The sequence below is a fragment of the Marinobacter sp. DY40_1A1 genome (genome assembly GCF_016597815.1).
GTDB classification, from domain to species: domain Bacteria; phylum Pseudomonadota; class Gammaproteobacteria; order Pseudomonadales; family Oleiphilaceae; genus Marinobacter; species Marinobacter xiaoshiensis.
In genome coordinates, this window is the sequence record NZ_VCHA01000001.1 from 384,744 (window position 1) to 403,711 (window position 18,968).

Here is an 18,968-nt window from a genome sequence, read left to right on the forward strand (position 1 = left end):
TACAAGTTGGCGGGGCCGGCCACGGCAGAGGAGTGCTCTACCCTAGATACAGTATCTGATTGGAAACTGTGAGCTGGTGCTGCGAGACCGGACTGTCACTATCGCTATCGCTGAATGATGCAGGGGTTGCGGCTTAATAACAAGTCTCCGGCGGAATGCCGGGTATCCCACCGGAGAAGATCATAGCGAAGGCCACAAAGAATCAAAATCATCTTCACTGGCGCCTGCCGGCGACGAGGTGCTGGTAGGCGTGGGTGTTATGCTATTTTTCTGCAGTTTAAGTTCAAACTGGCTGATACTGCCAGTTGAAGATACTTTTTTAATTAACTGCCCCTGATCTTCCCGGCCATCGTGCAGCATGGATACCCGGCTGCCGGGCTGAAAAGGCAATCTGGGAGTAATCAGGGTAGCGGCCTGGTTGACCACGCTGATCTCAGGTAAGAGAAGTCCGCGAAGATACTCGCTGCTGTTTCCAACCTTCTGGATCAAGCGAACACCACAGGGTGAGCCACTGGGTGCCAACAGTTCAATGCCGATCTGGGTTCCGTGGTTCTTGACCTGCCGAATCCAGCGAACCACCGCTATGCTCCAGGGGTGTGAGCGCTGTTCCCGAACACCAAGTATCTCTCCGGCTTGCATGGAGGGCGGAACGCTTGCCTCCCATGAAACGCAATAGCCACCAGGACTGGTATTTACCAATAATGTAGAGTGGGACTTTGGTCGGTTTTTATCGGTGGTGGGCGTAGGAGTATTTCCAAAACTGCCCCGAAAGTTGATTGGCGTGTCGGCTGCGTGCAGGTGCTCATCGCTTGGCGCCACATCATGAGCGCTACCCCAGGCATCTTCACGCTTGCGGGATTTGCGGATGAAAACGTTCTCTTCATCCTCAGGGCCGTTGTCATTGCCGGTTACGAACTCTGTAAACGACTTTTCGCCTGCAATGAAATAGTGAGCCGCGGTCAGCCCTACACACACCTCGAGTGTTCCCTGGCTGGCAATCCGATTGAAGTTTCTCTTTGCCAAAATACCCAGAGCCTGGCTCAGGTGCGTGAGGAGTGTTTCGTTCACGTTGCCCGGAATCTTCAGCGTGTCCGGGGCAGGCTGCTGGCGGAGCCTCGCATCCAGGCTCGCGGAAATCATGGTCGCCAGTTCTCTGGTGTCGAAACCGAAGCTTTCGTCGCCAGGTTTGTGCTCAAGCAGGCTTCTGTAAACCGGGGAGTTATCCCGCTCCAGGTTCACAACAAAAAGGCTGTCTTCGCCAATGTTGGTTCCACACTGAGAGTGCGCTGTCCAGCCCTCAAACAGGTCGTAGGCTTGAAGTAGCTCGGTTTGCCTGAGCTGGTTTGGCCTGGCGCAACCGAGAAGAAGCAAGCGCTTGTAGCTGTCTGCGACTGTGCTGGCTGGTCTTAGTTTCAGGGTGCTGTCTTCTACTGCCATTTCGGTGAGCTTGTTGCGATGAGCAAACCGGAACATGCGATGGCACTCAAGCCAGCTTTGAGCCGGGCTGGGGCAGTAGAGCTGGTGTGAGCGCAAAATGGTCGAGGCAAGTTCAGACGTCGCCCGATGAATGGCTGTTGCAATCAACTTACGGTTTTTATCAAGCCCGCCCTCGTCCAGAGCTTCGAGAAGGCAGAGTTTGTAGCCGCCGGCGAGGTGCAGTTGAAGTGCCTGAGACAGATTGGCAATTTTGCGCTGCTTCTCAGGCAGGGCGATTGCGAGCCCCAAATAATGGCGTGATAGCTCATTGCACACGAAATGAATCTTGTCACGAACCAGCTCAAGAAACTGAAGGCGTTGCTGGGGCGCAAGAAACAGGTGGTTCAGCTCGATGATCGCGTGATAGAGCTGGCGTGACACTTCGCCAATATTGGCCATAGGGAGCTGGTCAATCCAGGCTTTGAAGGCCTTGGGCGTAGTATCGCAGAACGACAGACTTGCCGTTTTCTGCTCGGGAACACGGAGATCGGGTTTGAGGATCGTGCCTTCCATGAATATGCGCCAATATCAGGACAAGGTTTGGTAATACGGCTCCGCTCAACCTTTGCAGCGATAACTGCTGTAATGCGTCGATTGATCAGAAAAACGCCGTAAATACATATTTCTACAATTCAGACAGTACTGGACTTTAAAATAGCAAACTAGTGCAAGAAAGCTAGAAAATCACATGTTGACAATATTTGACATCTTAATTTTGACAGGTTCAGTCTTGTGGCCTCAACGGCCATCGACAAACAGATCAATGGGTGTTTTTGCAGGCTTTCCCGGGACTTCACGAACCAGTCTTGGTACCAGAAAGCCGGGTAGCCTGGAGAGTAGGTCCTTAACCAGTAATCTGGCTTCTTCATCCGTAACATCAAAATGCTGTGCGCCAGCAACCGGATCAAACGCATGAAGGTAGTAGGGCATAATGCCCGCGTCAAATAGTGTTTCGCTCAGGTTCTCCAACACTTCCGCATCATCGTTGACTCCCCTGAGAATAACGCTCTGGTTTAGCAGAGTTACGCCGGCTGCGCGAAGATAACCCATGGCGCGCCGGGTTGGCTGATTGATTTCTGCCGGGTGGTTAATGTGCAAGACCATCACAACTTGCACCGGCGTATTGCTGATCCACTTAAGCAGTGCATCACACACACGCTGCGGTATGACGACAGGAAGACGGGTGTGAATGCGGATGCGGCGAATGTGAGGGATGCTGCTGATCGCGGAAGCCCACTGGGACAGCAGTTGATCGTTAACCGCGAGAGGATCTCCGCCGCTGAAAATTATTTCATTGATTTCCGGGCTTGCCGCAAGCGTATCCAGGACCTGTTGCCGATCAGCAGGGCTCAGGCGCTGTTCGCCATAAGGGAAGTGCCGACGGAAACAGTAGCGACAGTTGATAGCACACTGCCCCGTTACCATCAGTAGGGCACGGCTGCGGTACTTGCGGATGAGGCCTGTTGTCTGGATGGCCCCGTCTTCCTGCAGTGGGTCGGTAACGAAACCCTGCGCTGCACTTGTCTCAGCGTGGAGTGGCAGAACTTGCCGCAGTAGCGGATCTGCCGGGTTGCCTTTTTCCATTCGATCCAGAAACGGCTCAGGCACCCTTAGCTGAAATAGTTGGTGCCCAGCCTCAGCACCTGCCAGCCATTTATCAGCGGGCAGGCGCAGGCGCGACAGTAATTCCTGCGGTGAAGTGATCGAGTCGGAAAGCAGCTGTTGCCAGCTCCGATTATCATCTCCTGAAAGCCGGGCTTCTATAGAGGTAGGGGTTCGCTGTATCATAGAGGCCTTTGAAAATTAAACAGCATTTTGGCAGGTGGACATTTCATGGCTTCATATTCTACCAACGAATTTCGCGGCGGTCTTAAAGTATTGCTGGATGGCGACCCCTGCATTATCGTCGAGAACGAAATTGTAAAGCCCGGTAAGGGGCAGGCGTTTAACCGGGTCAAGCTACGCAACCTGATGACCAACCGCGTGTGGGATCGCACCTTCAAGTCTGGCGAAAGCCTCGAAGCGGCCGACGTTATGGATCAGGATATGGAATATCTCTACACCGATGGAGAATTCTGGCACTTCATGCTCACCGATGGCTCCTTCGAGCAATACGCTGCAGATGCAAAAGCTGTGGGCGACACTATCAAGTGGCTCAAAGAGCAAGACGTCTACACGGTTACTCTCTATAACGGCGCGCCGCTGACTGTCACTCCGCCAAACTTTGTTGAGCTGGAAGTGGTTGAGACTGACCCGGGCATGAAAGGTGATACAGCGCAGGGCGGCTCCAAGCCCGCAACCTTGTCTACTGGCGCAGTTGTGAGCGTTCCCCTGTTCATCACCATCGGCGAAGTGCTGAAAGTGGACACCCGTTCCGGTGAGTACATGAACCGGGTGAAAAGCTGATTCCTACATGAAAAATCAGCCTGATTGGCAGCCCACTGCCTCCCGGGCAGCCTTGAAAAGCCGCGCACAACAATCAGCCTTTGTGCGCGGCTTTTTTGCCCAGCGCGATGTATTGGAAGTTGAAACCCCCATACTGGGCCGCTGCGGCGTAACCGAGCCCAACCTTGATGGCGTATTTGCGCAGATAGATGCACAGGGTATAAAGGGCGGCTGGCTACAGACCTCCCCCGAGTACCACATGAAGCGCCTGCTCGCCGCAGATTCGGGTGCTATCTACCAGATCTCAAAAGTCTTTCGAAACGGCGAACGCGGCAGCCGCCATAACCCTGAATTCTCCATGCTGGAATGGTACCGCACAGGCTTTGATGACAAGGCCCTTATGGCAGAAGTCGCCGACCTTGTATGCGGTTGGCTGCAATGCCCCAGACCACAGGTGCTAAGCTACCGCAAAGCAATGATCACCTGGGCCGGAATCGACCCCTTTGTGGTATCAAAAAACGACCTGCACCAGCGTTGCCGTGAGTGGCTAGAGCCCGAACAACTGGAAGACCTCAGCCGTGACGGCTGCCTCGACCTGCTAATGAGCTTCGCCGTCGAGCCCAACTTGGGCACTGAAGCACCCGTATTCATAAACCAATACCCGTCTTCACAAGCCTCCCTGGCCAGACTCTCCAGCGTAGACGGCTTCGACGTTGCTCACCGCTTCGAGCTTTACATCGACGGCATCGAGTTATGCAACGGCTACTGGGAGCTCACCCACCCAGACGAACAACGCGCCCGCTTTGAGGCAGACAACCGTTTGCGAATCGCTAATGGGAAGCCTGAAATGGAGATCGATGAAGCCTTTCTGGCGGCAATAGAACACGGCTTGCCAGACTGCGCTGGCGTGGCTCTAGGGCTTGATCGTCTGCTGATGTTAAAAGTGGGAGCCCGCAACATAGCAGACGTCTTGGCATTCCCACTAGAGAGGGCTTGAGAGCTCCCCCAATGCCTCGCCCATGCGAACCACTTTCTCCGCTGCCTGATCCGCATTCCAGTGAACACTGCCCTTAGGCATAACCATTACCACCGTAGAGCCCAAACGGAAACGCCCCATTTCCTCGCCTTTGGCAAACGAAATCGCACTCTCACCCTCATAGGCAATCGTTGTAACGCCACTGCTATTTGGTGCCACAATCCCTGCCCAAGGCGTCTCCACACTTCCCACAATCATTGCGCCCACAAGCACCAGCGCCATGGGGCCGGCTGCCGTATCAAACATACACACAACCCTCTCATTTCGCGCAAACAGATTAGGCACATTCTCCGCAGTCACCGGATTTACCGAAAAAAGCTTACCGGGAACATAAACCATCTCCCGGAGCGTACCTGCCATAGGCATGTGAATGCGGTGATAGTCCTTGGGCGAAAGATAGATAGTAGAAAATTCGCCGCCGTGGAAAGGCTCTGCCCGCTGGGTATCGCCTCCCAGCAGTTCCAGCAGGCTGAAAGATTGCCCCTTCGCCTGGAAAACCCGATCGCCGGCTATTTGGCCAATCTGGCTGATGGCGCCATCTACCGGGCTTACAAAAGTGTTCTCGCCTCCGGCAACCGGACGCAGGCCAGGTTTGAGTGCGCGGGTGAAAAATGCATTAAAGCTCGGGTAGGCGGTTGGGTCCTGCTCCACGGCTTCGCTCATATCCACACCATAGCGCTTCACAAACCACTTGATTACCCGGTTTTTGAGCGCAGGATTGCGATCATTATCCGCCAGGCGGCCTGCAGCGCGGGAAAGCGCAAGCTGCGGAGTGACGTATTGACTCAGAATAAACAGCTTGTCGAACATTTAATTGAGATCCTCTGTGCTCAAAGGCGCGAAGTTTAACAAATACTGCTGCAAGAGTGTTGAGCAGGAGGTTGCATGTATAGAAATTGTTTCATGGCTTCGCGGATACTGCAGAGGCTTGCTATCATCAGACCATAAAAGCCGCGATCGACATCGGCGCTAGCCTGTAACCACAATATAAAGGCGTACGTCTTACCCATGCTACTTATTATCGGCTCAATCATCGTTATCGCCAGCGTTCTTGGTGGCTACGTTCTTCATGGCGGCAACCTGATGGTGCTTTGGCAGCCCACTGAGCTGCTCATTATCTTCGGTGCAGCCCTCGGCTCATTTATCATTGCCAATCCGCTGCACACCGTGAAGGAAGTGTTTGCTGGCATTATGCGCTTGCTGACAGGTTCCCCATTCAACAAATCCTACTACATGGATTTACTGAGTTTGCTCTACGAGGTTTTTGATAAATCCCGCAAGCAGGGGGTTATGTCTATCGAAGAAGATATTGATAACCCTGAATCCAGCGCGATATTCAGCCGTTACCCGGCCATTATGAAATCAAAAGCCTTGCTCGACTTTATCACAGACTATCTCCGCATCATCAGCGCCGGAAACATGGCTACCCATGAGCTGGAGGGTATGATGGAGAACGAGATTGACAGTCGCCAGCACGAGCTTGAAGAGCCGGCCCATGCCGTAAATAAAATTGCGGACGCCTTGCCCGGTCTGGGTATTGTGGCGGCTGTGCTTGGTATTGTGATCACCATGAATTTTCTGAGTGAAGGCCCCGAGCGCATAGGTTTGAGTGTGGCAGCGGCATTGGTGGGCACCTTCCTTGGTATCTGGATGGGCTATGGCTTTGTCGGGCCAACCTCTATCGCCATGGAGCATGCTGCAAAATACGAACTCAAAGCTTACGAGTGCGTCAAATCTGCCATCGTTGCGACGGTCTCCGGACAGGCCCCTCAAATGGCCATCGAGTTTGGTCGAAAAGCATTACCTACGGATAAGCGACCTGGGTTTCAGGAACTGAACGACCATGTGCGTGCAAAATAACGCAGGCTGAGCCCGGAGTATATTTGTGGAACAGCAGCCGATAATCATCAAACGCAAAAAAGTCATCGCCGCGGGCCACCATGGTGGCTCCTGGAAAGTGGCATTTGCCGACTTCGCAACGGCGATGATGGCTTTCTTTCTTGTGCTCTGGCTCACCGCAACTGCATCGCCAGAGCAGATAAAAGCAGTGGAAGGCTATTTTCGCGACCCCGTCGGTTTTACGGAAGGTGGTACGCCCAACCCTGTAGACCTCGGAGGCAGTGCGTCTGTTGTCAATGAAACCAGTCAGGATATTGCGCCAGACGCCATGGAGATTGCAGATGAGGTGGTTGATACCTTGTCAGAAACCCTTGAGCAGCGTCGCATGGAGGAGTTGTTTCAGGAGTTGAAACAGCGAATTGAAGAGAACGAAACCCTGAGGGAGTTCAAGGACCAGCTGCTGATTGATATCACGGATGAAGGGCTGCGGATCCAGATTGTGGATCGCTCTGGACGCCCCATGTTCGACATCGGCAGGGCCGAACTGAAGTACTACTCACAGGAAATTCTGTTCGAGTTGGCCAAAACCCTCGGAGCCGTAGACAACAAGCTCAGTATCACTGGCCATACCGATGCCACCCCCTTCGGTGGGCGCCCTGGCTACACCAACTGGGAACTCTCGGCGGACCGAGCCAACACAGCTCGCCGGGCCTTGGTTGCCGGTGGCGTTCGAGCCCAACAGATTGCCCGGGTAGTGGGGCTGAGTGATTCCGTACTGTTTGACCAAGACGAGCCCACCGCGCCGGTAAATCGCCGGATTTCCATCATCGTACTTAACAAGAAAACCGTGAGTAGCATTCACAGCAGTGCCAGCGCCAAAGGGGCACCTCTGATTGACCTCACGGTTCCTTCGGAAGACGAGCAGAAAAAAGCCATGGAAAAATTGGAAAGTGGCGACTGGCAGAAGGAAAGAGAAGAGCCTGCTCCGGGCGAACTAAACTGGTAGATCGCCCTGTATCAGAGAGTCAGTCGACTTTTAATCCCCGCGATTGCTGCTCAGCCATATCCTGCAGAATACGATGAAAGCTACGGCGGCGTTCAGGGCTGAGTTTTCCGGATTCTGCAGCCCCATCGATGGCACACCCCGGATCACCCATGTGCCTGCAATTGCGGAACTTGCAGTAACCGATCACCTCACGAATCTCCCGAAACCCGTATTCAATTTCCTGCGGCGTCATGTGCCAGAGGCCGAACTCCCGAATACCCGGAGAATCGATCAGATCACCACCCATTGGCAGATGGAACAGCTTCGCTGTAGTGGTGGTGTGAACGCCCTTGCCGGTGCTCTCAGAAACCGCTCCCACACGAATCGCCTCGTCGGGCATCAGTGTTTGAATAATCGACGACTTACCAACACCTGACTGACCCACGAATGCACTGGTTTTACCCTTAACCAGCGCTTCAACCTCCGGCGAAGGCGCGCCATCGAACTGCATGGCAGACGTGCGCACAATTTCATAACCCAAAGCCGCATAACGCGCCAGCAGAGCATCAATCTGCTCCCGGTTTTGATCGGTGATCAAATCCGTCTTGTTCAGCAGAATCACCGCTGGAATATCCGTAATCTCAGAGGCAACCAGATACCGGTCAATCAAATTGTCGTGGGGCTCCGGCTCTGGTGCAATCACCAGAATAATATGATCAATATTCGCCGCGACCGGCTTCACCGCACCAAAGTTATCCGGCCGCTGCAGCAAATTATCACGCTCGCAGCGGGCAACAATCACCCCGGTTTCATTCTTGCCTGGCCGCCAAACCACCCGATCACCCGTCACCAGGCTGTCGATATTCGCCCGAACGAAACAACGTACAACATCGCCTTTGCGCTCACCTTCCAGCGCCTCAACATCCAGCTGTTGCCCATAGTGAGCAATAATCAGCCCTTCCTGCTCAGGCCCCAGCTCACCTGCATCGGCCTGCGCCTGAACTGACTTTTCTTTACGAGCTGCGCGTGCTGCCCGCTCCTCCTGAATCTTTTTGATCCGGAATTGCTGTTGCTTGTTCAGTTGCCGTTTTGCCATAAGGTCTCTGTTAACACGGATGTAAGTAGTGACGTTGCTATGCCATCATACGGCATTGCTAGTTCTTTACGGTATAGCACCGAATTTTGGGGCAGGGTTGTTTACTGCTTTCCAGGAATGTCGGCGGCCAAGGACGGCCGCCGACAAGCGCACATGGATGTGCTCGTAGCGGTTCCCGGTAGGTAGAAGGCAGCTCCACCTACCACCGATGTTTGATGAATAATGAGGAAAAAAGAATGTCAGCAGGCAACCACCTGGTTTGGATCGATCTGGAAATGACCGGCCTTGATCCGGAAAAAGAACGCATCATCGAAATGGCCACCATCATCACCGATTCCGAACTGAACCTGGTGGCTGAAGGCCCAGTCATCGCAATACACCAGCCCGACAGCCTGCTCGATGCCATGGACGAATGGTGCACCCGCACCCACGGCGAAAGCGGCCTCGCCAAGCGCGTTCAGGAAAGCAAAATCTCAGAAGCCGAAGCCGAGCAACAAACCATCGCCTTCCTGAAAGAATACATGGAAAAAGGCCAGTCCCCCCTGTGCGGCAACAGCATAGGCCAGGACCGCCGCTTCCTCGTGAAATACATGCCAGAGCTGGAAGACTTCTTCCATTACCGCAACCTCGACGTCTCCACCGTAAAAGAGCTGGCCCGCCGCTGGCGCCCAGACGTACTCGAAGGTGTGAAAAAGAAAGGCAGCCACCTGGCACTCGACGACATCCGCGACTCCATCGAAGAGCTGCGCCACTACCGCGAGCACTTCTTCAAGCTATAAACCGTGCCGGGCCAACGCCCACCGAACATGCTCGCGGACCATCTCGGAAGAGTGGTCTGCGCGCTGTTTAAGCGCCTCAATCACCGGAATCGTCGAAGGCGCATTACCCAGCCCAACTGCCAGATTGCGCAGCCAGCCCTCATATCCCGTGCGGCGAATAGCCGACCCCTCGGTACGCTTCAAAAACTCCTCTTCAGTCCACAAAAACAGCTCCGCTAACGAACTGTTATTCAAACCATGCCTGGGCTGAAAATCATCTTCCTGGGTCGGCTTCTTGAACTTCTGCCAAGGACACACCAACTGGCAGTCATCACAACCAAACACCCGATTGCCCATGGGCGCGCGCAATTCTTCCGGAATACTGCCCTTGAGCTCAATGGTGAGATAGCTAATGCAGCGCCGGGCATCCAGTACACGAGCGCCCACGAACGCATCGGTAGGGCACATTTCGAGGCAGGCAGAGCAGCTGCCACAGTGATCGGTTTCAAAGGCTGGGTCTACCGGCAGTGGCGCACTGGTGAATATTTCTCCCAGAAAAAAGAAAGAGCCCGCCTTCGGATGAATTAGCATGTTGTTCTTACCGATCCAGCCAAGCCCCGCTCTTTGCGCGAGTGCTCGCTCCAGTACGGGAGCGCTATCTACAAAGGCTCTGTGGTCATAGCCGCTTACCGCATCGTCAATCTTCTTCGCCAGAGTTGCCAGCCGCTTCCGGATCAGCTTGTGGTAGTCACGGCCAAGCGCATAGCGAGTTATATAGGCCCCTTCCCGGTTAGTAAGTGCTTCTTTCGGGCTGTCTGGCGTGGGCATGTAATCCATGCGTACAGAGATAACGCGGGTAGTTCCTGGCACCAATGACTTCGGGGTATAGCGCTTGTCCCCGTGGTGGCCCATGTATTCCATTTCTCCCTGATAGCCTTTTTCGAGCCAATCCTGCAGGCGTTGGGCATGCTCACCGGTATCTGCTGTTGTAATGCCAGCATCGGAGAACCCGAGTTCTTTTGCCCATTGCCGGATAAGTGGTGGTAAATCAGCCAGTTCCGGCACTGGGGAAATGTCCTTGCCTGTTGTGCTCATAAGTACCACTGATGTGTCCGCCATGCCGAAGCCGGGGGTACAGATATTTAATTTGATTAAGTTATGACCTTTTCCGCGGTTTTGCTATGCTTTACAGATAGCTGGCCAATTTTCTTAAACCGGTTTCTGTAACGGGAGCAAAGGCTCATGCCACAGCACGCTGGAGGCAGTTTATCAGATGCGCTGTTTTCCGCCGATTCTGTGCGCCGTATTGATCAGTATGTTATTGAACAGTTGGGTGTTGATGGGTTTGACTTGATGCAGTCGGCCGCCCATGCAGCCTTCCACAGGCTGGCTTTGCGCTGGCCCGGGGTGGAGCCCTTACTGGTTTTGTGCGGTGCAGGAAATAACGGCGGTGATGGCTACCTGATAGCGGCAAACGCCCTGCGGGACGGTATGGCTGTGCATTGTGTTGCGGTTGCTCCTACCGGGAAACTGAGTGGGGATGCTCGCAAGGCCTGGCAAAAAGCGGTAGCGGATGGCGTGGAAGTTCGGGAGTTGGCAGATATTGGCGACGCCGAGCTGGGAGCTCTGTTTGAGCGCTCCGGGCTTGTTGTTGATGCCATGTTAGGTACTGGTGCTTCCGGCGCCCCCAGAGAGCCCATTTCCGGCATTATTGCTCGCACCAACGCGTCCGGGCTCCCGGTTTTGGCAGTGGATGTACCTTCTGGCCTGAATGCCACAACCGGCGCCGCCAAAGGCGAAGTGGTTCAAGCTGCGATGACTGTTACGTTTATCGCCCGCAAGTTGGGGCTATACACTGGGCAGGGCCCTTCAGTTTGTGGTGGTGTGGTGTTTGAGCCATTGGGTACAGACACGAACGCCGGAGAAACACCGGTGGCGAGGCTTCAGAACTGGGGCTCTGTGCAGAATTGGTTGCCCGGGCGCCGGGCGAATGCCCACAAAGGGCAGTTTGGGCATGTTCTGATAGTGGCAGGCGATCGAGGCTTTGGCGGTGCAGGTATATTGGCAGCCGAAGCTGCTGCTCGCTCCGGAGCAGGGTTGGTTTCATTGGCGACGCGTCCTGAGCATGTAACTGCAGCGCTGGCGCGCTGCCCGTCGGTTATGGTCCACGGCGTGATACATGGCTCGGAGTTGCCTTCGTTGCTGGCAGCAGCAACCGTTGTGGTTTGTGGGCCGGGAATGGGACAAAGCGCCTGGGGCCAACAGATGCTGCAGCAGGTTGTAGAAAGCGGAAAGCCACGAGTTCTGGATGCAGATGCACTAAACCTGCTCTCAAAGCGAGTGGCTGTGCCGGCTAATAATCAGATTCTGACGCCGCACCCGGGTGAGGCCGCCAGGCTGCTGAATTGTCTGGTGCCGGAGATAGAAGCGGATCGCCTGGCTGCGACCCACAGGCTGCAGTCCATTTATGGCGGAGTGGTTTTGCTCAAGGGTGCAGGTACGGTTATCGCCTCTGGCGAGGGGGCGGCAGATGTGGCCATTGGGAGCAACCCTGGCATGGCCACGGGAGGCATGGGCGATGTGCTATCGGGAGTTATTGGTGCGCTGTATGCCCAAACGCCTGAGTTGCCGGCGCAAGCTGCCGCAATGGGTGCTGTCGTCCACCTTGAGGCCGCAACCAGAGCATCAGTGAAAAAGGGGTATATGGGATTGATACCCACGGACGTAATCGATGTCTTGCCGCAGGTTTTCCGGGAAGCAGAGCCGGGCGCTGGCTGCGACAAGGGGGATGAATGACTGTTTTTGGGAACGAGCGCCGTTTTTTTCTGGACGGTGAGGCCGAAACCGAGGGCTTGGGTCGCGAACTCGCCCGCTTGGCGAAAGAGTCGGGCCAGGGGGTGATTATATTCCTGGAGGGTGACCTGGGCATGGGTAAAACCACGCTCAGTCGCGGAGTTATTCAGGCGCTTGGGCACGAGGGTGCGGTGAAAAGCCCCACCTATACGTTGGTTGAGCCATACGAAGATTTGACCCCTCCTGCTTATCATTTCGATCTTTACCGGTTGGGCGATCCGGAAGAGCTGGAATACATGGGCATCCGGGATTATTTTACAGGTCAGAGTGTTTGCCTTATTGAATGGTCTGAGCGTGGCGAAGGCATGCTTCCAGAGCCCGATCTCGAAATCCAACTTGAGTACCAGGGCGAAGGGCGGTCGGCAGTGATTCGGGCACGCTCCGAGCTGGGTGCGTCACTATTGAATGAACTGGAACTGATTGGGCCGGACCATTAACGGCCGAAACTGGACAGCAGAATAAACAGGCTCGCTGCATGAAAAGACATACGCTTACGATAAACGCAATGGTGGCCCTGGCGTCCATTTGCCTGCTGGTGGCATCCCTGCATGTACAGGCCGGTGCCCAGGTAGAAGGTATTCGTATCTGGCCAGCTCCGGATCACACGCGTTTGGTGCTGGATACCGAAGGCAAGGTTGAACACAACATGTTTGCGCTGAGCAACCCTTCGCGGCTGGTTATTGATCTCAAAAACACCCGGCTGAAAACAGATTTCGACAAGCTCGACCTGGCCGGTAGCCCAATCCGCCGCATTCGAAGTGCACCACGCAACGGTACCGACCTGAGAGTGGTTCTTGATTTGGCTAACGACATCAAACCCAGAAGCTTCCAGCTTGAGCCCAACCAGCAGTATGGCCATCGTCTGGTGCTGGATTTGATCGACGAGAGTGGCAGTCGCCTGGATAAAGCGACCCAGCCAACGGTCACTCACGACTCAGCGGGCAAGCGCGATGTGATTGTGGTTATTGATGCAGGCCACGGCGGGGAAGACCCGGGTGCTATTGGCCCCAGAGGTACCAGGGAAAAAGATGTGGTGCTGAAAATGGCCCTTATTCTCAAGGATATGATCGATAAACAGCCAGGCTACAGCGCCAAGCTGACACGTACTGGTGATTATTATATCGGCTTGAGGAATCGCACTATTCTGGCTCGCAAGTATAGTGCTGATCTATTTGTATCCGTACATGCTGATGCCTTCCGCACGCCGCAGCCCAAAGGTGCTTCTGTGTTTGCCTTGTCTCAGCGCGGTGCCACCAGTGAGACAGCACGCTGGTTGGCTCAGAGTGAAAATCGTTCTGATTTGATTGGAGGTACCGGTGGTGTGTCGCTCGACGGCCGGGATGACATGCTGGCGGGTGTTCTGCTAGATCTTTCCATGACCGCCAGCATCAATGCGAGCCTGGGTGTGGGAAGCTCCATACTGGGCGAGCTCAATGGTGTAACGCACCTGCATAAGCCCGGTGTGGAGCAGGCGGCGTTTGCGGTTCTCAAATCCCCGGACATTCCTTCCATACTTGTAGAGGCGGGCTTCATCTCCAACCCCCAGGAAGAGAAAAACCTGTCTACAGACTGGTACCGCAAGAAGCTCGCTGGGGCCATAGTTAAAGGCATTAATCAGTATTTCCAGAAAACGCCTCCGCCAGGCACCTTGCTGGCCTGGCAGAAGCAGAATGGCCAGGGCAGTGGGCGCATAAGCCAATACCGGGTGCGAAGTGGCGACACCTTGTCGGGGGTGGCACGTGACAACCAGACAACGGTTAGTGAGTTGATGCAGTTTAACGGCCTGAGGGATGACCGTGTTATGGTGGGCCAAACCATTCGTATCCCTTCATCCTGAACAAGAGGTTGTCCCGAAACATGCCCTCCATCCGATTACTCTCGCCGCGGCTGGCAAACCAGATTGCTGCCGGCGAGGTGGTTGAGCGCCCTGCATCTGTTGTCAAAGAACTGGTTGAAAACGCACTCGACGCTGGTGCAGGCCGCGTTGAGGTTGAGGTCGAGCAGGGCGGTGTAAAACTGATCCGGGTTCGTGATGACGGCTACGGGATTGCTGAAAGCGACCTGCCTTTGGCGTTGAGCCGCCACGCCACCAGTAAAATAGCCAGTCTTGATGATCTGGAATCCGTGGCATCTCTCGGGTTTCGTGGCGAAGCCCTGGCCAGTATCAGCTCCGTATCGCGGCTTGCACTGACTTCGCGTACACAAGAGCGTGAAGCTGCGTCCAGGGTGGAAGTTGAAGGGCGAGATATGGACGCCCGGATTTCACCAGCGGCCCATCCTGTTGGTACCACGGTTGAAGTACGGGATCTGTTTTTCAATACGCCGGCCCGGCGAAAATTCCTGCGTACAGAAAAAACAGAATTCAATCACGTGGAAGAGTGTGTGCGCCGCCAGGCCCTTAGCCGGTTTGATGCGGGTTTTACCCTGCGCCATAACCAGCGGGTTGTTCACAACCTTCGCCCAGCGGATTCTGTGCTCGACAAAGAGCGTCGCATTGCGGCCCTTTGTGGGCAGAAGTTTATCGATAGTGCGGTAGTAATTGATGCCGAAGCCACTGGTTTACGCCTTTGGGGTTGGGTCGCTTTACCTACGTTTTCCCGCAGTCAGGCTGATTTGCAGTATTTCTTTGTAAATGGCCGTGTAATTCGTGATCGCCTCGTTGCCCATGCGGTGCGTCAGGCATACCGGGATGTGCTTTACAACAACCGCCATCCTGCGTTTGTTCTTTATCTTGAAGTCGACCCCGCTACTGTTGATGTAAACGTGCACCCGACCAAGCATGAAGTGCGCTTCCGAGATGGTCGCCTGGTGCACGATTTTATCTTTCGTACACTGCACAAAGCCTTGGCCGACGTGCGGCCCGATGACCATTTTCGGGGCGCAGTGGCGCAGTCATTTGGTCGTGAAACGGCTGGGCAAGGCGAGGCAGCCAGTGCTGGCTCAGGGTATGGATCGCAACAACCCTGGACTGGACAGCCTGCGGTTCCGTCAGTAGGCGAGCATGCGCCAGCGTCCGGGTTTGGAGGCCAGTCAGCGCCTCAGCAGGAATGGCGAGCCAGTGACCAGATGGCCTTCTATAAGTCTCTTGGTGGCGGCGGTGTCAGTGGCCCGCAAGAGTCAGTGTCGTTTGGTGGCACGGCAGTTGCCCCCTTGGATCAGCCCGGCAGTCTGGACAGTAACGAAGAGCCGCCCCTGGGATATGCTATTGCCCAGTTGCACGGTATTTATATTCTGGCTCAGAGCAGTGCCGGAATGATTGTTGTGGATATGCATGCAGCCCATGAGCGCATTACCTACGAACGAATGAAGCGAGCGCTGGCTGAGCAGGATCTGAAGAGCCAGCCATTACTGGTGCCCTTATCTATTGCGGTGAGCCAGAAAGAAGCCGCCCTGGCCGAAACCCACGGCGATAATTTGCAGCAGTTGGGCTTGCAGATTGAGCGTATCGGGCCAGAAACACTGGCCATCAGGCAGGTGCCGGCGCTTCTGCGAGGCGCTGATACAGAACAACTTGTGAGAGATGTGCTGTCTGATCTGATCGAGCACGGTCAGAGTGACCGTGTTGAAGCAGTTACTCATGAGTTGCTTGGCACCATGGCCTGTCACGGTTCGGTGCGAGCCAATCGGCAGCTGACGGTTCCGGAAATGAACTCTCTGCTACGGGATATGGAAGCGACAGAGCGCAGTGGTCAGTGTAACCACGGGCGACCCACCTGGACGCTGGTTACGCTTGGGGAGTTGGACAAGCTGTTTCTGCGAGGGCGCTAGATTGTCTTTACTGGACTCATCCAATACGCCTGAGGTTTCAAAGCCGCCCGCTATCTTTCTGATGGGCCCGACAGCCTCGGGTAAGACCGACTTGGCTATGGCGCTTTGTGATCAGTTGCCTTGCGACATTATCAGTGTTGACTCCGCTATGATCTACAGGGGGATGGATATAGGTACAGCCAAGCCCTCAGCGGAGGAGTTGGCCCGTGCCCCTCATCGGTTGATAGATATCTGTGATCCGGCCGACACCTACTCTGCTGCTGATTTTCGCAGGGATGCGCTGGTTGAAATGGATCGAATTTCTCGCGCGGGTCGTATACCCCTGCTGGTAGGCGGTACCATGATGTATTTCAAGGCGTTATTGCATGGTATGTCAGGGCTGCCTTCTGCCAGTCCGCAACTTCGCAAAGCCCTTGAGGCTGAGGCAGAGCGGCTTGGATGGTCTGCGCTGCATGAAGAGCTGGAGGCCCGCGATCCGGTAGCCGCCAAACTGATTCATCCGAATAACCGGCAGCGCCTTTTGCGCGCCCTGGAAGTTATACGCCTGACTGGCAAGCCAATTTCAGCTTTTTGGGAGGCCGACACCCGCCAGCAGTCACAACAGGATGCAAGTCGGGAAGGCATTGAGGATTACACCTACTATACTCAATGGCAGGCAGACGAAACTTCATCGCTTCCGTATACTGTTACGCAGCTTGCCATGGCGCCCCCTGAGAGGGGTGTGCTTCACGACAGGATACAGAAGCGCTTCCTCAAGATGCTTGAGTTGGGGTTTCTGGATGAAGTTCGGGCCTTGATGGCCAGAGGTGATTTGCACCCGGAACTTCCTTCCATGCGCTGTGTCGGATACCGCCAGGCACTGAATTATCTGAGCGGTAGCGATGATTATGACGCATTTGTAAGCAAAGGCGTTGCGGCCACCCGGCAGTTGGCCAAACGGCAGCTTACATGGCTTCGAAAGTGGTCTGATTTGAATTGGCTGGACAGCGAAGACGGATTTATCGTTGAAGCAGCCTTGAAAACGGTGCGAGACCACACCACATTTAACACTCAATAATGACGATCTGCATTTACTAAAAACAGGAGAACACACATGTCAAAAGGGCACTCGTTACAAGACCCTTACCTCAATGCCTTACGCAAGGAACGCATTCCGGTTTCCATCTTTTTGGTTAACGGTATCAAACTGCAAGGGCAGGTAGAGTCTTTTGACCAATTTGTGATTTTGCTGAAAAATACTGTCAGCCAGATGGTCTACAAGCACGCGATTTCTACCGTTGTACCTGCCCGGAACGTTCGCCTTCCCCAGCAAAACCCAGCGGGAGAGGATGAAGCTGAAGACTGATTTGTCCGGGTTTCCGGTGTTGCCACCCGCGTTCCTGACGAGCCTCTGGGTTCCGAGGGCCGCGGGTGTTTGTTTTTATAATTCTGATAAACCGATACTAGCGGAGTTGATGCCCATTGTTTGATCGCCCGGATGTAGGTGAGCGAGCGATACTCGTCCACATCGAATTTTCTTCTCATGACGGTAGTGAAGACCCCGAAGAATTCCGGGAGCTTGTGAGTTCTGCCGGAGTTGAAGCGGTTGGAATTGTAACCGGCACCCGTAAGCAGCCAAGCCCCAGGTTTTTTGTGGGAGAAGGCAAGCTTGAAGAAATTCGGGATGCAGTAACTCTGCATGAGGCCGACGTTGTGCTGTTCAACCACGCGCTCAGCCCCAGCCAGGAGCGAAATGTTGAGCGAGAACTCAAATGCCGGGTGCTGGATCGCACAGGTGTCATTCTTGATATTTTTGCCCAGCGCGCCCGTACCCACGAGGGTAAGCTGCAGGTAGAGTTGGCCCAGCTCGACCACATGTCAACGCGACTGATCCGAGGCTGGACGCACCTTGAGCGCCAGGGTGGCGGAATTGGTCTTCGGGGTCCGGGGGAAACCCAGCTCGAAACCGACCGCAGACTATTGCGTGAACGAATGAAGTCCATCCACAAACGACTCGAAAAGGTTCGCAAACAGCGTAACCAGGGTCGGCGCGCTCGCAAGCGTGCTGATATTCCAACGGTGTCGTTGGTCGGCTACACCAACGCCGGCAAATCTACCCTTTTTAACCGGATTACCACATCGACCGTTTACGCTGCGGATAAGTTGTTCGCAACCCTCGATCCCACTATACGGCGATTGGAACTTCCTGATATCGGGCCGGTCGTAATGGCGGATACTGTAGGCTTTATCCGGCATTTGCCCCATAAGCTGGTTGAAGCATTCCGTGCGACTCTGGAAGAAACCACCGAAGCCACTATTTTGCTGCATATTGTTGATAGCCACGACAGTCGCCGCGATGAAAATATTGAGCAGGTAGAAACGGTGCTGGCGGAAATTGGTGCCGATGAGATACCTGTTCTGCAGGTATTCAATAAAATCGACTTGCTGGACGATTTTGTGCCGAGGGTTGAGCGCAATGAGGACGGTGTGCCCGTGCGTGCATGGGTATCAGCGGTTACGGGTGAGGGCCTGGATGGTCTGTATGATGCCATTGTAGAGCGCCTGGCTGAAGATGTTGTTCACCATTTTGTTTTGCTCGGGCCTGCCGATGGCAAGCTCAGGGCACTCTTGCACGAAGCTGGATCGGTGCTGAGTGAAGATCACCGCGAAACCGGGGAGACAGTACTTGAAATCCGGCTGCAACACCGGGACTGGAAGCAGCTGCTGAGCCGCGCAGGAATGAGTGAAGAAACGGTGCGCCTGGATGAAGGGCGCGCCTGAAACCATTGCAGC

Annotated in this window: 17 protein-coding genes; 12 read left to right on the forward strand and 5 right to left on the reverse strand. The window is 54.7% G+C overall.

Annotation, left to right across the window (positions count from 1 at the left end; genetic code table 11):
* Positions 1-180: 180 nt before the first annotated feature.
* Positions 181-1,989 (reverse strand): GTPase, encoded by a 1,809-nt coding sequence (locus tag FFI61_RS01800; protein WP_200369062.1) that lies wholly within the window; start codon positions 1,987-1,989, stop codon positions 181-183.
* A 225-nt stretch (positions 1,990-2,214) separates the two neighbouring features.
* Positions 2,215-3,264, reverse strand: coding sequence for an EF-P beta-lysylation protein EpmB (epmB, locus tag FFI61_RS01805; protein ID WP_200369063.1), 1,050 nt, complete (start codon positions 3,262-3,264; stop codon positions 2,215-2,217).
* Between the two features lie 45 nt (positions 3,265-3,309).
* On the opposite strand from epmB, the gene efp reads away from it, so the two are divergent.
* Both efp and epmA read left to right on the forward strand, forming a co-directional pair.
* Positions 3,310-3,882, forward strand: coding sequence for an elongation factor P (efp, locus tag FFI61_RS01810; RefSeq protein WP_200202578.1), 573 nt, complete (start codon positions 3,310-3,312; stop codon positions 3,880-3,882).
* A 7-nt stretch (positions 3,883-3,889) separates the two neighbouring features.
* Positions 3,890-4,858 carry an EF-P lysine aminoacylase EpmA gene (epmA, locus tag FFI61_RS01815; RefSeq protein WP_200369064.1) on the forward strand — a complete coding sequence of 323 codons (969 nt, stop codon included), beginning with the start codon at positions 3,890-3,892 and terminating at the stop codon, positions 4,856-4,858.
* On the opposite strand, the gene asd is transcribed toward epmA, so the two are convergent.
* Positions 4,844-5,707, reverse strand: a complete 864-nt coding sequence (gene asd / locus FFI61_RS01820) for an archaetidylserine decarboxylase (protein ID WP_200369065.1) — start codon at positions 5,705-5,707, stop codon at positions 4,844-4,846. The genes epmA and asd overlap by 15 nt on opposite strands.
* A gap of 198 nt (positions 5,708-5,905) precedes the next feature.
* Here asd and motA point away from each other — a divergent pair, with 198 nt between their 5' ends.
* Together motA and motB are read left to right on the forward strand one after the other, a co-directional pair.
* Positions 5,906-6,757, forward strand: coding sequence for a flagellar motor stator protein MotA (motA, locus tag FFI61_RS01825; RefSeq protein WP_200202575.1), 852 nt, complete (start codon positions 5,906-5,908; stop codon positions 6,755-6,757).
* 25 nt (positions 6,758-6,782) lie between these two features.
* The gene (motB, locus tag FFI61_RS01830; RefSeq protein ID WP_200202574.1) at positions 6,783-7,742 is read left to right on the forward strand and encodes a flagellar motor protein MotB; all 960 of its coding nucleotides are present in this window, start codon (positions 6,783-6,785) and stop codon (positions 7,740-7,742) included.
* A 19-nt stretch (positions 7,743-7,761) separates the two neighbouring features.
* Here motB and rsgA read toward each other — a convergent pair whose 3' ends face one another.
* Positions 7,762-8,817 carry a small ribosomal subunit biogenesis GTPase RsgA gene (gene rsgA, locus FFI61_RS01835; protein ID WP_200202573.1) on the reverse strand — a complete coding sequence of 352 codons (1,056 nt, stop codon included), beginning with the start codon at positions 8,815-8,817 and terminating at the stop codon, positions 7,762-7,764.
* Between the two features lie 236 nt (positions 8,818-9,053).
* Here rsgA and orn point away from each other — a divergent pair, with 236 nt between their 5' ends.
* A complete protein-coding gene (gene orn / locus FFI61_RS01840) occupies positions 9,054-9,596 on the forward strand; it encodes an oligoribonuclease (protein WP_200369066.1) in 543 nt (180 codons plus the stop codon).
* Here orn and queG read toward each other — a convergent pair.
* On the reverse strand, positions 9,591-10,670 hold the full coding sequence (gene queG / locus FFI61_RS01845; RefSeq protein WP_200369586.1) for a tRNA epoxyqueuosine(34) reductase QueG: 1,080 nt from the start codon (positions 10,668-10,670) through the stop codon (positions 9,591-9,593). The genes orn and queG overlap by 6 nt on opposite strands.
* Before the next feature lie 147 nt (positions 10,671-10,817).
* Here queG and FFI61_RS01850 point away from each other — a divergent pair, with 147 nt between their 5' ends.
* The 7 genes from FFI61_RS01850 (at position 10,818) to hflX (ending at position 18,956) form a co-directional block, all read left to right on the forward strand.
* A complete protein-coding gene (locus FFI61_RS01850) occupies positions 10,818-12,371 on the forward strand; it encodes an NAD(P)H-hydrate dehydratase (protein WP_200202571.1) in 1,554 nt (517 codons plus the stop codon).
* Positions 12,368-12,865, forward strand: a complete 498-nt coding sequence (gene tsaE, locus FFI61_RS01855) for a tRNA (adenosine(37)-N6)-threonylcarbamoyltransferase complex ATPase subunit type 1 TsaE (RefSeq protein ID WP_200369067.1) — start codon at positions 12,368-12,370, stop codon at positions 12,863-12,865. Before FFI61_RS01850 ends, tsaE begins: the two co-directional genes overlap by 4 nt.
* 68 nt (positions 12,866-12,933) lie before the next feature.
* Positions 12,934-14,265, forward strand: coding sequence for an N-acetylmuramoyl-L-alanine amidase (locus FFI61_RS01860; protein WP_200202778.1), 1,332 nt, complete (start codon positions 12,934-12,936; stop codon positions 14,263-14,265).
* Positions 14,266-14,285: 20 nt separating this feature from the next.
* Positions 14,286-16,196, forward strand: coding sequence for a DNA mismatch repair endonuclease MutL (mutL, locus tag FFI61_RS01865; RefSeq protein ID WP_200369068.1), 1,911 nt, complete (start codon positions 14,286-14,288; stop codon positions 16,194-16,196).
* 61 nt (positions 16,197-16,257) lie between these two features.
* Positions 16,258-17,253, forward strand: coding sequence for a tRNA (adenosine(37)-N6)-dimethylallyltransferase MiaA (miaA, locus tag FFI61_RS01870; RefSeq protein ID WP_227714639.1), 996 nt, complete (start codon positions 16,258-16,260; stop codon positions 17,251-17,253).
* Between the two features lie 36 nt (positions 17,254-17,289).
* The gene (gene hfq, locus FFI61_RS01875; protein WP_200202567.1) at positions 17,290-17,541 is read left to right on the forward strand and encodes an RNA chaperone Hfq; all 252 of its coding nucleotides are present in this window, start codon (positions 17,290-17,292) and stop codon (positions 17,539-17,541) included.
* A 116-nt stretch (positions 17,542-17,657) separates the two neighbouring features.
* The gene (gene hflX, locus FFI61_RS01880; protein ID WP_200202566.1) at positions 17,658-18,956 is read left to right on the forward strand and encodes a ribosome rescue GTPase HflX; all 1,299 of its coding nucleotides are present in this window, start codon (positions 17,658-17,660) and stop codon (positions 18,954-18,956) included.
* Positions 18,957-18,968 lie beyond the last annotated feature (12 nt).